17 protein-coding genes are annotated in these 14,248 nt (G+C 53.6%); 8 read left to right on the top strand and 9 right to left on the bottom strand.

The features are described 5' to 3' along the window. Positions 1 to 57 precede the first annotated feature (57 nt). From B2952_RS09245 to B2952_RS09220, 6 genes are all read left to right on the top strand, one after another. Positions 58 to 303 carry a sulfurtransferase TusA family protein gene (locus B2952_RS09245; RefSeq protein ID WP_072810168.1) on the top strand — a complete coding sequence of 82 codons (246 nt, stop codon included), beginning with the start codon at positions 58 to 60 and terminating at the stop codon, positions 301 to 303. Positions 304 to 317: 14 nt separating this feature from the next. Next, the gene (thiS, locus tag B2952_RS09240; RefSeq protein ID WP_290723286.1) at positions 318 to 524 is read left to right on the top strand and encodes a sulfur carrier protein ThiS; all 207 of its coding nucleotides are present in this window, start codon (positions 318 to 320) and stop codon (positions 522 to 524) included. Then, positions 524 to 1,333: a HesA/MoeB/ThiF family protein gene (locus tag B2952_RS09235; protein ID WP_173448892.1), complete on the top strand. Its 810-nt coding sequence runs from the start codon at positions 524 to 526 to the stop codon at positions 1,331 to 1,333. The genes thiS and B2952_RS09235 overlap by 1 nt, the downstream gene beginning before the upstream one ends. Before the next feature lie 9 nt (positions 1,334 to 1,342). After that, complete coding sequence (locus B2952_RS09230; protein WP_290734849.1) at positions 1,343 to 1,753, top strand: M67 family metallopeptidase; 411 nt, start codon at positions 1,343 to 1,345, stop codon at positions 1,751 to 1,753. A gap of 205 nt (positions 1,754 to 1,958) precedes the next feature. After that, positions 1,959 to 3,572 carry a glycosyl hydrolase family 8 gene (locus B2952_RS09225; RefSeq protein WP_290734847.1) on the top strand — a complete coding sequence of 538 codons (1,614 nt, stop codon included), beginning with the start codon at positions 1,959 to 1,961 and terminating at the stop codon, positions 3,570 to 3,572. 227 nt (positions 3,573 to 3,799) lie between these two features. Continuing rightward, positions 3,800 to 5,284, top strand: coding sequence for a DUF1846 domain-containing protein (locus B2952_RS09220; protein ID WP_290723281.1), 1,485 nt, complete (start codon positions 3,800 to 3,802; stop codon positions 5,282 to 5,284). Positions 5,285 to 5,516: 232 nt separating this feature from the next. On the opposite strand, the gene B2952_RS09215 is transcribed toward B2952_RS09220, so the two are convergent. From B2952_RS09215 to B2952_RS09190, 6 genes are all read right to left on the bottom strand, one after another. Further along, positions 5,517 to 5,717 (bottom strand): hypothetical protein, encoded by a 201-nt coding sequence (locus tag B2952_RS09215; protein ID WP_290723278.1) that lies wholly within the window; start codon positions 5,715 to 5,717, stop codon positions 5,517 to 5,519. Position 5,718: 1 nt separating this feature from the next. Further along, positions 5,719 to 6,564: a metal ABC transporter permease gene (locus B2952_RS09210; RefSeq protein WP_290734845.1), complete on the bottom strand. Its 846-nt coding sequence runs from the start codon at positions 6,562 to 6,564 to the stop codon at positions 5,719 to 5,721. 50 nt (positions 6,565 to 6,614) lie between these two features. After that, complete coding sequence (locus tag B2952_RS09205; protein ID WP_290723274.1) at positions 6,615 to 7,271, bottom strand: metal ABC transporter ATP-binding protein; 657 nt, start codon at positions 7,269 to 7,271, stop codon at positions 6,615 to 6,617. A gap of 1 nt (position 7,272) precedes the next feature. Further along, entirely contained in the window at positions 7,273 to 8,328 is a 1,056-nt protein-coding gene (locus B2952_RS09200; protein WP_290734843.1) for a metal ABC transporter substrate-binding protein, read from the bottom strand. 84 nt (positions 8,329 to 8,412) lie between these two features. Next, positions 8,413 to 8,679 (bottom strand): hypothetical protein, encoded by a 267-nt coding sequence (locus B2952_RS09195; RefSeq protein WP_290734841.1) that lies wholly within the window; start codon positions 8,677 to 8,679, stop codon positions 8,413 to 8,415. Next, positions 8,672 to 9,109: a Fur family transcriptional regulator gene (locus B2952_RS09190; protein ID WP_097035177.1), complete on the bottom strand. Its 438-nt coding sequence runs from the start codon at positions 9,107 to 9,109 to the stop codon at positions 8,672 to 8,674. The genes B2952_RS09195 and B2952_RS09190 overlap by 8 nt, the downstream gene beginning before the upstream one ends. Positions 9,110 to 9,218: 109 nt before the next feature. On the opposite strand from B2952_RS09190, the gene B2952_RS09185 reads away from it, so the two are divergent. Beyond that, positions 9,219 to 9,686, top strand: a complete 468-nt coding sequence (locus B2952_RS09185) for a hypothetical protein (protein WP_173366388.1) — start codon at positions 9,219 to 9,221, stop codon at positions 9,684 to 9,686. An 81-nt stretch (positions 9,687 to 9,767) separates the two neighbouring features. Here the strand turns inward: B2952_RS09185 and htpG are convergent, their stop codons facing one another. The 3 genes from htpG to B2952_RS09170 form a co-directional block, all read right to left on the bottom strand. Then, positions 9,768 to 11,654 (bottom strand): molecular chaperone HtpG, encoded by a 1,887-nt coding sequence (htpG, locus tag B2952_RS09180; RefSeq protein ID WP_290723265.1) that lies wholly within the window; start codon positions 11,652 to 11,654, stop codon positions 9,768 to 9,770. 166 nt (positions 11,655 to 11,820) lie between these two features. Then, on the bottom strand, positions 11,821 to 12,633 hold the full coding sequence (locus B2952_RS09175) for a hypothetical protein (protein ID WP_290734839.1): 813 nt from the start codon (positions 12,631 to 12,633) through the stop codon (positions 11,821 to 11,823). A 6-nt stretch (positions 12,634 to 12,639) separates the two neighbouring features. Further along, positions 12,640 to 13,488: an undecaprenyl-diphosphate phosphatase gene (locus B2952_RS09170; protein ID WP_290734837.1), complete on the bottom strand. Its 849-nt coding sequence runs from the start codon at positions 13,486 to 13,488 to the stop codon at positions 12,640 to 12,642. Between the two features lie 35 nt (positions 13,489 to 13,523). Here B2952_RS09170 and B2952_RS09165 point away from each other — a divergent pair, with 35 nt between their 5' ends. Continuing rightward, positions 13,524 to 14,237 (top strand): DUF2334 domain-containing protein, encoded by a 714-nt coding sequence (locus B2952_RS09165; RefSeq protein WP_290729027.1) that lies wholly within the window; start codon positions 13,524 to 13,526, stop codon positions 14,235 to 14,237. The last annotated feature ends 11 nt before the right edge of the window (positions 14,238 to 14,248 follow it).

Here is a 14,248-nt window from a genome sequence, read left to right as displayed (position 1 = left end):
GAAAACGCGTTCTATATTTGGGCCAGATTTAAAACATCAATGTACGGAGAAACAACAATGGCAGAAATAAAAATCGACGATACCATCGACATTACCGATGTCGTGTGCCCGACTACTTTCGTGAAAGCGAAGGTCGCCCTCGAGGAACTGGAAGAAGGCCAAATCCTTTCTATCCGCCTGAACGACGGCGAACCGGTGCAGAACGTGCCGCGCAGCATCAAGGAAGAGGGACACGAAATCTTGAAACTTGACGACAACCAGGACGGAACCTACACGCTCATCGTGAAGAAGGTCGGCGACTAACCAAGGAGTATAAAATGATTATTACAGTTGCAGGAAACAAGAAAGAATACAAGGATGGCCTCACCGTCGCAGAACTGATTGAAGCCGAGAAAATTGACAACCCGCTTTACGTGACGGTTTCGGTAAATGAGGCGTTTGTCGAGGGCGGAACGTTTGACAAGGCTGTGCTCAAGGATGGTGACAATGTTGAGTTTCTCTACTTCATGGGAGGCGGCTGCTAATGGCTTTTACTAACGAACAGCTGGAGCGCTATTCGCGCCACATCATCTTGAAAGAGGTGGGCGCGAAGGGCCAGAAGAAACTTTTGAATGCAAAGGTGCTCGTGATTGGCGCTGGCGGCCTCGGGGCCCCCGTGGCGATGTACCTTGCTGCAGCAGGCGTGGGCACCATCGGCATTGCCGATGCCGACGTGGTCGATCTTTCTAATTTGCAGCGCCAGATTATCCACGCTACGCAGGATGTGGGCAAGCCCAAGGTGCAATCCGCGAAAGAGACGATGGAAGCGATGAATCCCGACGTGAAGGTGATTACGTACCACACCTTTGTGACGAGCGAAAACATTCTTGACCTCATCAAGGATTACGATTTCATCATCGACGGTACCGACAATTTCCCGGCGAAGTTCCTCATCAACGACGCTTGCGTGATGGCGAAGAAACCTTTCTCCCATGCGGGCATCATCCGCTTCCAGGGCCAGCTCATGACGTATGTTCCAGGCCAGGGCCCCTGCTACCGCTGCGTGTTCAAGGAGCCGCCTCCGAAAGATGCCGTGCCGACATGCAAGCAGGCGGGCGTGATTGGCGCTATGGGCGGCGTTATCGGTAGCTTGCAGGCGATGGAAGCCGTCAAGTACATTCTAGGCGTGGGCAATCTGCTCACGGGTTACCTGCTCACCTACAATGCGCTTACGATGGAATTCCGCAAGGTGAAACTGCCGACGCATACCGAAGACTGCGCCGTGTGCGGCACGCACCCGACCATCACGCAGCTTATCGACTACGAGCAGGCGGTCTGCGATTTGAAACACTAGGCGGTGCGAATGATCACAATCTCAAAAGACAACTACGAAAAAATCCTCGCGCATGCCCAAAAGAACCTCCCCGAAGAGGCCTGCGGGCTGATTGCGGGGCGCATCGAAGGTAGCGACAAGCATATCGAGAAGGTCTACCTGCTCACGAATATCGACCATTCGAACGAGCATTTTTCGCTGGACCCCAAGGAACAGCTTGCCGCCATCAAGGACATGCGTGCAAACGGCCTCTCGCCGCTGGGCAACTGGCATTCCCATCCGGAATCCCCGTCGCGCCCGTCGGAAGAAGACAAGCGTCTTGCCTACGATTCTAGGGCGAGCTACTTGATCCTTTCGCTCATGGACCGCGAACATCCGGTGCTCAATTCTTTCCACATCGAGGGCGATACCGCCACGAACGAAGGGCTTGTAATCGCCTAAAGATCTCCGTACAACGGTGCCTCCGGGGCTTCAGTGAGATTCCTGCCCTGGAGGCACTTTTGCGTTTTTAGTGAAAAAATGGCATTTCCGCGTTGTTTTGCCTAACAACGGCTTTTTCTGCGCGATAAGTGAAATCGAACCGCCCTTATTTATATTATAGCTGGGTTTGTTATGGATAGGTTAAATCAACTCTTGGGAGAACAAAATGAAAAACCTATCCGTATTATCGGTCGCCCTGCTGTGCGCGTCCTTTGCCACTGCGGCGGAGAATTCAATATACACTGGCACCTTCTTCGACGATAGCGGAGCCTACTTTGGCCCCGACTGCGAAAAGGACGGTTCTCAGTCTACGGGTGCCTACTACACGGGCGATTACACGAGCCCGTTCAAGACTTTCCTCGGCAAGACGGACAAGGACATCCAGGACAAGCTGGATGAACTCTGGAACCATTACTTTGGCGGCCAGAACGACAAGACCGTGTATTACGAAGACAACGACGGCGGCTATATTGTCGATATAAACAACAACGATATTCGCTCCGAGGGCATGAGCTACGGCATGATGATTGCCGTGCAGACCAACCACAAGGAACAGTTCGGCAAACTCTGGAACTGGGCCAAGAAACACATGTGGAGCAATCCTGCCACGGGTGGTTCCGGCTATTTTGCGTGGCAGGCGAACCGCGACGGTTCCGTGCGCGACTGGGGCAACGCTCCCGACGGCGAAATCTACTTCATGATGGCGCTTTTGTTTGCGGCCAACCGCTGGGACGACGCGAACTACATGAAGGACGCACAGAGCATCTTGAGGGCCTGCTGGAAAGGCAACGGCCAATCCCTGTACAGCGAACAGTCCTTCATTGCTACGTTCCAGCCGAGCGACGGCAACAACACTTGGGGCGACGCCTCTTACAGTTTGCCCGCATTCGTGGACCTGTTCAGCCGCTGGTCCGACACCAACACCGACAAGTGGAAAAAGGCGACGAAGGCCACCCGCGACCACATCTACAATTCCGCAAACCCGCAGTCGGGCCTGTGTAGCGACTACAGCAACTTCGACGGGACTCCGCACTACGCCTTTAGCGACAATTCTACGAAGTATGCGTTCGATGCCATCCGTTGCCCCATGAACTACGGCATGGACAGCTACCTGTTCGGCGTGGATATGGAACGCCAAACGAAAATCGCGAAGGTGATTACCGACTTCTTCGAGAAGGACGGCTACAGGCACGGCCACTTCAACTGGGACGGCACCAACGGATACGGCGATTTCACCATCGGCCAGGCGGGCGCGAATGCGGTTGCTACCTACGCCCTGCTTGAAGAAGAGGGCTACAAGGATCTGGTGAAGAAGGTGTTGCAGAAGGCCTGGGATTCCAAGCCCATCGTGGGCAGCCAGCGTTACTACGACGGCCTGGTGCATTACCTCGCCATGCTCCACCTCACCGGCAACTTCAAGATTTGGAAGAAGAAGCCCGAGGTCGAGAAAAAGACGGCAGAAGGTGAATACAATGGCGTAAGTTATGAAAACGACACCACGTTCCATGCGTTTGAATCGTGCAAGCTCTACGAGGTGACGGTGAAGAAACCGGAAAAGGTGATTGCCACGGCTTCTCTCGGCAACGTGAAGGTCCATGCGTCCGGCAACTCGCTCTTTATCGATGGCGCAGCGGTCGGAACGAAATTCTTTGTTGCTGACCTCAATGGCCGTGTGCTGAAGGCTTCGGAAATCACTTCTGTGAATCAAGAAATCCGCATCAGCGCTCGGGGCGTGCTGTTCGTGAACGTCGGCGGCAAGGTCCACAAGATCGCGAAATAAAAATCTGTTGTTTGTTGCTTGTTTATCGGGGTGAGCTTGCCGCTTGCCTCGATTTTTCTTTTGGTGGTGCGCTTAATTTCTTGATACTTAACGAATTAGAAAAAAGAAAAATTTCCCGAAAACATTTTTAGGAAAGGCGTTTTTTACTTCGTAAATCAGACTGCGGCTGTGCTGAAAATTTTTTATTTTTGGAACGTTGAATTTTAATTTTGAATCGGTAGAAAAAGATGTTTAAAGTAGGTTTTGATAACGAAGCGTACCTCAAGACGCAGTCCGAAAAAATTGCCGAGCGCATCGCGAAATTCGGCGGAAAACTTTACCTGGAATTTGGCGGAAAACTGTTCGATGACCATCACGCATCCCGCGTGTTGCCTGGCTTCGCGCCCGACAGTAAGATCCGCATGCTCGAAAAAATCAAGGACAAGGCCGAAGTCATTATCGCCATCAATGCGGGTGACATCGAAAAGAACAAGGTCCGCGGCGACCTCGGCATTACCTACGACCAGGACGTGCTCCGCCTGATTGACGCGTTCCGCGGTTATGGCCTCTACGTGAGCTCTGTGGTGCTGACCCGCTGGCAGGAACAGCCGAGTGCCGTTGCTTACCAGAAGAAGCTTGAAGGACTGGGACTCAAGGTTTACCGCCACTACCCGATTGCGGGTTACCCGAGCAATATTCCTTTGGTTGTAAGCGATGACGGCTACGGCAAGAACGAGTTTGTCGAAACGACTCGCGAACTCGTCGTGGTGACGGCTCCCGGCCCCGGGAGTGGAAAGATGGCCGTCTGCCTCTCGCAGATTTATCACGAGAACAAGCGTGGCATCAAGGCCGGTTATGCGAAGTTCGAGACGTTCCCCATCTGGAACATCCCGCTCAAGCATCCGGTGAACCTCGCGTACGAGGCGGCGACCGCTGACCTGAACGACGTGAACATGATTGACCCGTTCCATTTGGAAGCTTACGGACAAACTACCATCAACTACAACCGCGATGTGGAAATTTTTCCGGTGCTGAACGCGCTGTTTACGCGCATTCTGGGTGAATCTCCGTACAAGAGCCCCACGGACATGGGCGTGAACATGGCGGGCAACTGCATTATCGACGATGATGCCGTTTGCGAGGCGGCCAAGCAGGAAATTATCCGCCGTTACTACAACACGCTTTGCGATGTGCGCAAGGGCAATGCGGAAAAGGACCAGATTTACAAGCAGGAACTCATCATGGAGCAGGCGCAGATCAGCACTGTTGACCGCCCCGTGATTGCGGCTGCTGTTGAAAAGGCTGAAATAACTGGCGGCCCGGCGGTTGCCATCCAGCTGAATGACGGTGCAATCATCTCGGCGAAGACTTCTTCGCTGTTGGGCGCTTCTTCTGCCATGTTGCTCGATGCGCTCAAGCACCTCGCGAAGATTCCCGACGAAGTGCGCCTGCTTTCGCCGATGGTCATTGAGCCGATTCAGAATCTGAAGACGAAACAGCTCGGACACAAGAACCCGCGCTTGCACATGGACGAGGCCCTCGTGGCGCTTTCCGTCTGTGCCCTCACGGACTACAACGCGAAAATCGCCCTAGAGAAACTGCCGGAACTCCGCCACTGCGAAGTGCATTCCAGCGTTATCCTCTCGCAGGTCGATGTGGGCGTGTTCCGCCGCCTGGGCGTGAACCTCACGACGGAACCGAATTACCAGTCCGGTAATCTGTACCACGGGTAAGAACGTTCGCTAATCGGCGCAATACTGCGTTGCTCGCCTCCTTGCGTACTTTAGTACGCTACGGAGGCTCGCGCCTTGTCTTGCTTGATTATCCAACGTTCTGGCTAAAAAGAGTTGCGACCTTGCTCTGCTCGCTTATCCAGTTTTTTTTGACAAATGTTGTTGAAATCCGATACGAAAAATTAAGAAGGCCGCGATTTCGCGGCCTTCTTTAATGACGTTTTGCGCGTAATTACTTCACACTAGCCGTCAGCAGTTTCGTAATTGCTGCCACATACTCAGCCGGGTTCGGGAGCGGAGAACCTTCGGCAAGCAGAGCCTGACCGTAGAGGGCCTTCGGCCAATCGCCCAGGTCTTCCTTCGCGGAGGCGTTCAGTGCGAACAGGAGCACAGCAATGAATGCGATTGCTGTTTTCTTGAAATATTTGGACAAATTAGTTACTGCCGTTTCGTGCAATACCTATCAGGTAGAATAGCCCGAAGGCGACGATATCCGCCGCCACGATGGTCGAACCCACGGGAGTCCCGGCGAGGATTGCGACTACGATGCCGATAAGCGAGCAAATCACGGATATGGTTGCCGCAGCGACCGTCACCGAGAAAAAGCTCTTGAATACGCGCATGGCCGAAAGTGCCGGGAAAACCACGAGGGCCGATACCAAAAGCGCACCCACAAGGTTCATGGCGAGTACGATAATCGTTGCCACGATGACGGCAATCAGCAGGTTGAAAAGCGCTGTGTTGACGCCCGTGGCTCGTGCGAAATTCTCGTCGAACGTGATGGAGAAAATCTTGTTGTAGAAGAGGACGAAACAGAAAAGCACCACGCACGAGAGCGCAATGCACAGAATGACTTCTTCCAGTTTCAGCGTGAGGATGGACGTGGAACCGAAAAGTGTGGTGCACACGTCGCCCGAGATGTTTGCCGAGGTGGAAAAGATGTTCATCAGCAGGTAGCCGATGGCGAGCGCGCCGACCGATACCATGGCGACGGCGGCATCACCCTTGATGCGAGCGTTTTTCCCGGTGCAGAGCAGGAGTACAGCCACGGCTATGGTTGCCGGCAAGATGATGAGCATGTTGTTTGTCACCTTGAGTACTGCTGCAATGGCAAGTGCGCCGAATGCAACGTGTGAGAGGCCGTCACCGATATAGGAGTAGCGCTTGAGTACGAGGGTTACGCCCAGCAGTGACGAACAGAGCGATACGAGTACGCCTACGACAATCGCGTAGCGCACGAAGGGAAAGTCTAGGTAGAAAAGAAGCGTATCAATTGGCATACCGTACATTGTCATCCCCGCGAATGCGGGGATCTCCTTGACTTGAGGTTTTATCTTCCTTTAACTGATATTTGGTCGAAGTTCATCACGCGGGTAGCATCGTCCAGGGCGGAGTCCACGTCGTGCGTGACCATCACGATGGTCATGCCCTTCTTGTGCAGGTCATTGATGACGCGGTACATTGTTTCCGTAGATTCGGGATCGAGGCCGGTTACGGGCTCGTCGAGAAGCAATAAACGATCGGCAGCGCAGAGGGCCCGGGCCAAAAGCACGCGCTGCTTTTGGCCACCCGAAAGTTCGCGGAAGCACGATTTGCGCAAGCTTTCGGTGCGGGTGAGCGCCATGCATTCCATGGCGCGTTCCCGCTGGGCCCGTCCATAAAACGGCAGCAGGCGGAACTTGCCCTGGAATGCGGAAAGAACGATTTCTTCCACCGATGCGGGAAAATCCCTCTGGACTAGCGTCATCTGCGGCAGGTAACCGATTTCACTGCGCTTGAGCCCTTCGCAGAGTTCGATATCTCCGGACTTGGGCTTGAGCAAGCCTGCGATTCCACGGAGGAACGTTGTCTTGCCGGAACCGTTGCGTCCGATGATGCAGAGGTAGTCCCCGACATTCACGTCGTAATCCAGGTCGCGGACCAGGTCCTTGCTTCCGTAGCCGAGCGTCAGCTGGCGGCATTTGATCAGAGGGATTATTTCGTTCATATTATTTTAAAGCCTTTTTCAATACTTCCAGATTGTCGCGCATGATGGAGAGGTAATCGACGCCGGCCTTTATCTGTTCGTCCGTCACCGACTGCATCGAATTGAGCGTCAAGACCTGCGCGTTCTTGGAGTTCTTGCTTGCTTCGAGAATGGCTCGGGCGATTTTCCCGTTGCTCCCGTCAATCGTGAAGATGGCGGGCAGTTGTAGAGAATCCATCTTCCCCGCAAGGAACGTAACCGTTTCAAAGCTCGCTTCGCTCTCGGCGGAACAGCCGGCAAATGCGGCATAGTACTTAATGCCATAATCGTCCACCAGATAACGAAACGGGAATCGGTCACCGAACAGGACTGTCTTTTGCGAAGCGTCCGAAGTAGCCGTGGCAAATTCCTTGTCCATTTCCCAGAGTTTTGCGTTGTAGAGGATAGCGTTCGCTGTGTAAATTGACGAATTTGCGGAATCCACCTTCGAAAGCGATTGGGCGAGCGCGTTCACCAAAATCCAAGCGTTCTTCAGCGAAAGCCAGATGTGCTCGTCGTTCTCGACTTCTTCGTGGTGATGATGCTCGTCTTCGTGCTTTTCGGCATGCTCATGATGTTCATGCTCATGTTCTTCGGCTTCTTCGCCGTGCTCATGGTGATGTTCCTCTACCTGCATACCCTCCGCGACTTCTTCTTCCTTGACGCGGTCGCCGAGAGCCTTCATCAGGTTCAACGCGATGCGCCCTTCCTTCGGGGTAACCTCAAGAGCCTTCTCAATCCATCCGTCAGACTCGCCGCCCACGTAAACGACGAGGTCGGCCTTGGCGATGGTCGCGATGTCCTGTGCCGAGGGCTTGTAGCTGTGAAGGTCGGTGCCGTTCTTGATGAGCAGTTTCAGGTCAACTGCATCGGCACGCTCGCCGATCACGTTCTTCAGCCAGTCGTACTGCGGGTAGATGGTCGCGACGACGGAAATTTTTTTTGGTGCGGAATCTTTTTTCCCGGATTCCGTGTTGCAGGCGGTCAGCAAGATCGCTAACGCAAAAAACAATATTGCAATGGATGCAACTTTTTTCATTTAAAGGTCCTTGTCCGTATGGACAAATGTTGTTGATGTTGTTATGCGGCTTTGTACCGCTCGTCATCTTGGGTGCGACGCACTTCAATTCAACAACAGGACCTTTTGCGAAACAAGGGTGGCTCGGCACGTATCGAGAACCTTGATGCGGGGGAGCCTGAAAAACACGCAGCAGAGCGCGATTTCAAAAGGTGCGACGACCATTTCCATGCAGACCGTAATCAGTTCCAGACAGCGATGGATATGGTGGCAGACGTGGCAATGTTCGCCGTGGCAACGGTGTTCCAGGTGGCGTGACACGTAGAGCGACGCCAGGACAACCAGAAGCCTGTCGAACAGGGCCTTAAACATGGTGCATACGCCTCCGCGGGAGGGGTTTCTTCGCGGCTATGGAGCATCCGGCGCAGCGCCCGAGCAAAACCGACTGCTGCTGGTCCAGTTCAAAGCCGCTTACGCGCTGTACCGAAAGTTGCAGCATCTTGAGTGCGGGGCCTTCCAGGTGGAAAAACTTGCCGCATTCCTTGCACACGAGGTGCATTTTCTCCTGGCACTTGCTCGGGCCAGTGTAGCGGTACTGGAGTTCCTTGTTCTCTTCGGCCCCGACAATCTGGACGATGCCCGCTTTTTCGAGACGGGCGAGGTTCCTGTAGATGGTGCTCAGGGAAACGGAGCGCAGGTCCTGGGCTATATCGGAGGCCTTGAAAATCCGGTCAGGATTCTTGACCATGAAGTCCATGATGACTTGTCGCGTTTTCGTCTTGTATTCTAATTTGCAAATCATTCGCAAATTCAAATTTAACAAAAAATGGGTGCGTTGTCAACGAAAAGAGTCGTCATTCCGACCCTGGTTTTTTTTTGTATATTTCGAAAAAAACTTACAGAGGTAAAACATGAACGAAGACAAAGTCCCGGAAACTGTTGTCGCGGAACCTGTGCCGGAAACCGCAGCCGTTGCGCATCCGGCGGGAAAATTTATGTGGAGCATGGCTCTTGGCGGGCCGATTATTTCGTGGTTTTTCCATCGCAAGGAGCTGGAAAAGAGCGCAAAGAGTTTTTTCTTGCCGATGCTTGGGTGGAATATCCTGACGAATATGGTAGATAAGGCACTAACCGCTGGCTCTAAAATGACATCTCCGGAAACCTTGAATGTCTACGATATCTTGGGAATGGTCTGGTTTTTTGTTTCTATTTTCATTTTGGGAAGATTAGGCGCTTCTAAAATAAAGGAATGTCTCCCGGAATATGCGCCAGAAGTCTATAAGCCCCGTGAACGCAAGGGAATTATTTTGGGTGTAGTAATCCTAGTTGTTGTTTTTGTTATTGCGTTCTTTGCTCCCATCTTTTTTGACTTAGGCTGAAAATGAATTTAGAATGAAAAAAAAGCCGCGAGTGAATCGCGGTCTTTTTAATGTTCAGGGTTAGATCCTTCGCGCCTTGTGTCACTTCACGCTGGCGGTCAGCAGTTTAGTAATCGCACTGACGTATTCAGCGGGGTTCGGGAGCGGAGAGCCTTCGGCAAGCAGAGCCTGACCGTAGAGGGCCTTCGGCCAGTCACCCAAATCTTCCTTCGCTTCGACCTTCTTCTTGAGCATTTCGCAAATCGGGTGCGTCGGGTTGATTTCCAGAATGCGCTTGCTCTTCGGCAAGTTCTTCTGGCCCATTGCCTTCATCATGCGTTCCATCTGGGCGCTCATGGCGTCTTCGCTGGTGACGAGGCAGCAGGGGCTATCCTTCAAGCGGCTAGACACGCGGACTTCCTTGATGTCTTCGTCCAAGACCTTCTGCAAGTTTTCGCAGAGGCCCTTGAAAATGCCCTTGTTGGCTTCTTCGGCCTTCTTTTCGTCTTCGGTCTTTTCGAAGTCCACGTCACCGCGGGCGATGTCGTGGAACTTCTTGTCGCCGAATTCGGTGAGGCTCGACATCATGAACTCGTCGATGCCGTCGCTCATGAGCAGCACTTCGTAGCCCTTCGCCTTGAAGGCTTCGAGCATCGGGTTGGACTTCACGGCATTCTTGTCGCCGATGAGGTAGTAGATTTCCTTCTGGCCTTCCGGCATGCGCTTTACGTATTCGTCGAGGCCCACGAGAGCGTCGCCTTCGGTCTTGGTGCTTTCGAAACGGAGCAACTTCTTGAGTTCGTCAAGATGTTCCCAGTTCATGTAGAAGCCTTCCTTCAAGACCATGCCAAGTTCGCGCCACCAGGCGTTGTACTTCGCGGCATCCTTATCGGCCATGTTCTGCAGGGAGTCGAGCACCTTCTTGATCACGTGCTTACGAATGTTGGTGATGATCTTGTTGTTCTGCAAGATTTCACGGGACACGTTCAGCGGCAAGTCTTCGCTATCGACCACGCCGCGCACAAAGCGGAGCCAAGGCGGCAGCAAATCCTTGCAGTCGTCCATGATAAAGACTTTCTTCACGTAGAGCTTGAGGCCGTGCAACGCGTCGTTGTGCCAAATGTTGAACGGAGCCTTCGACGGAATGTACACGAGGCTCCAGAATTCCTGGGAACCTTCGGCGTGGCTGTGGCTCCATGCGGCCGGTTCGTCGGCTTCGTGGCTGATGACGTTGTAGAAGTCCTTGTACTGTTCCTCGGTGACTTCCTTTTCACTCTGGCGCCACAGGGCCTGCTTTTCGTTCAAACGTTCTTCGGGCTTTTCTTCCAGTTCGCCCTTGTCGTTCTTCGTTGCTTCGGGGTGGAAGTAGATGCCGTAGCTCACGAAGCCGCTGTACTTCTGGACGATGTCCTTGATTTTCCATTCGCTGGCGAAGTCGCCCGCGTCTTCGTCGTCCTTCAGGTACAAGGTAATCTTGGTGCCCACCTTGTCGCGCGGGGCTTCAGAAATTTCAAATTCGCCCGTGCCTTCGGAAGACCACAGGTAACCCTGAGTTTCGCCGGCCTTGAGGGTCAACACTTCGACCTTCTTTGCGACCATGAACACGGAGTAGAAACCCACACCGAACTGGCCGATGAGATCGACGCTGCCCTTGTCGCCTTCCTTCAAATTCTTGATAAAGTTCTTGGTACCGCTACGAGCGATGGTGCCGAGGCAGTTGATCAAGTCTTCCTTGTTCATGCCGATACCGTTGTCTTCGACAACGATGCGCTTGCCTTCCTTGTTCACCGAGATATCGATGCGGAGCTGCGTGCCCTGCGGAAGTAAGTCTGCGTTCGAGAGCGAGAGGAAACGGCGCTTGTCGAGTGCGTCCGCCGCGTTAGAAACAAGTTCGCGGAGGAAGATTTCCTTGTTGCTGTAAAGGGAGTTGATCATCAAGTTCAGCATGTCGCGAACTTCGGTCTGGAATTCCATCTTCTCTGTTGCCATTTTACGTCCTTTCCTTTTTGTCATTCCCGCGCAGGCGGGAATCTCCGTTATGTTTAATTTTCGAGCGGCTTAGACTGCCAAGATGTTTCAAAATGAAACAAAACAACGGTCCTGCCTTGTTTTCGCTATAGAAGATGCAATAACCGTGCCAAAAATGGTGGGAAAACTACCGGAGGGCGTTGCCTAGCCAAACTCCCAACATTCTAGCGGCAGTGCCGTATTGAAGGTATCCGGCGATAAATTCTAAAGCGAAGATGGGGATGCCGATAGCTATCCCGATGCGTTCCCGTTTTTTGAAAGCCTTTTGGTCATAGTTTGGAACGGCTTTCTTGAGTAGAACGAGGCCGAGTTTTCCGATGAAAAACCAATAGAACAGGCAGACGATAATGACAATGATGGCATATAAAAAGGGACCGAAGGCTAATCCAGAATAATTAGCCTTTGAAAGCATGTAGAATAAAGATTTGGACACGCACTCAATGCCGAATAGGGGCAAAAAGAACTTTGTGCTGAACTTGTCGGTTTTCTTAAGGTACTTGTAGTGGCATAGCCACGAGACGAAAACTCCGGCCAGAATGACACTCCACAGGACGCCTTTTTGACGGAACTGTTGCTCTATGGCGATGTCCTGTTCTTGCCCGGGCCCTATGACGGCAACGGTTTCGCCCGATTCTGGTAAAGTCTTGTTGGCCTTAGAATCTGCTTCGCCGGTATCGGTTGCCACAGGCGAGGCAGGCTCGTCAGCAGATTGTTCGGTGACGCCCGGGCAAGTTACAGCAGGCATAGGGGGCGTTGCTTGTGTGGTGACGCCCGGGCAAGTTACAGCAGGCATAGGGGGCGTTGCTTGTGTGGTGACGACTACGGAAGGTGCGACCACTTTGGCTTTATTCAGCGGGTGCTCCGGATTCGGAGCGTTGCACCAAAGGCAGTGCGGCATATCGTCTTCGTATTTCTCGCCGCATTTTTTACAGACAATCATATAGACTTAGATAAAAATCAGTCCGAGGATACCCACGGCCCAGACGTACCAGGCGAAGTGCTGGAACTTGCCCTTCTGCAAGAAGGTCATGAGCCACTTGAGGGCGATGATGCCGAAGATGAAGGACACGAGCATGCCCACCAAAAGTTCGGGAGTGAAGCTGCCGGCGTCGGCGCACTGGGCTGCCTTTTCCGGGTTCTCGAGGGCCATCTGCGCGACCTTCTCGGCGCTCTGGCACTTGGCCCACTTGATGACGTCGAGGAGGGCTGCGCCACCCACGGCGGGGATGCTCATGAGGAAGCTGAATTCGCCGGCGTACTTGCGGTTCACGCCCATGAACATCATGGCGCTGATGGTGGAGCCGCTGCGGCTGATGCCCGGAATGCAGGCAATGCCCTGAACCACGCCAGTCACGAGTGCTCGCCACCAGTTCATCTTGACGCCAACGTTATCCGGATGCTTGGCGCCGGTCGGGCCCCACTGGGAGGTAAACAGGAGCAAGCCGGTAAAGAGTTCGGCCACGCACACGGCCCGCGGGTTCTCGAAAAGGCCTTCGAGCAAGTCCTTGAAGCCGAGGCCGATCATTGCTGTCGGGATGCTTGCTAGAATGATGTAGCCTGCTTCGCGCAACTGGTCCGGATTACGGCGGATGCAGCCCACGATGATGTCGGTAATCTTCTTGTGGAACACCACGAAGATGGAAAGCAGCGTCCCGGCGTGGAGCATGATGTCGAAGAACATGCCCGCCTCGTTCATGCCAAGGAGTTCGTGGCCCAGCACGAGGTGGCCGGAGCTGGAAATGGGGAGGAATTCGGCGAGGCCCTGCAAAAGGCCGAGGATGATGGATTCAATCATGGATGGAAATATAGTATTTTGCTATCTTCAGCGACATGTGCAAACGTTTTCTCCTGTGCTTTCACGATTTGAGCGTCTGGAATTTCCGGACGGTGGTTCCGGTCTTGGGAACGTTGAAAGACCTTTGCGGACGTGCGTTCAGCGTCCTCGTGATTCCCTGCACGGACGGAGCAGACGAACGGACTGTCGCTGAATTCCGGGAGGCGCTGCATCTCCTTGTCGCTGACGGCTTTGAACTTTCGCTCCACGGTTACAAGCACAAGGCCGAATTCAGCCAGGGCCGCAGCTATTTTGGTCTCATGAGCATGAACCTCACGGGAGGCGAGGCGGAATTTGCCGGCCTTAGCGAGTTCGAATCCGGGAGGCTCCTGCGCGAGGCGGAATCCGCATGGAAGCAACTGTTTGCGGGGGGCGAGAGGCCTGCCGCCTTTATCCCGCCCACCTGGTACAGCAACAGGTTCCTGCCCCATCAGGTCCGGAACATGGGTATGCTGTACGAGAACAGGTTCATGGTGGTGAAGGCCAACGGCAAACGCTATTTTTCGCCGGTGACGAGTTTTGCGGGCATTCCCGATGCCTTGATGAACACGGCCTTCGGGTTCGGCAAGTTTATTCTGGACCTGCCGGTGGGGCTTCCGCGGATCGCGCTTCATCCGGTCGACTTCCCGGACCGTAAGGCCAAGGTCTATGACCTGGTGCGTGCGGCGCTCGGCAGCGACCGCAAGCTTGCGCTTTACAGCGAACTCTAGCCGCGGCGAAC

This window comes from Fibrobacter sp. UBA7003, from assembly GCA_002449765.1.
Lineage (GTDB): Bacteria > Fibrobacterota > Fibrobacteria > Fibrobacterales > Fibrobacteraceae > Fibrobacter.
The sequence above is the reverse complement of the archived record's forward strand: the minus strand, read 5'-3'. Positions and strand labels throughout refer to the sequence as shown.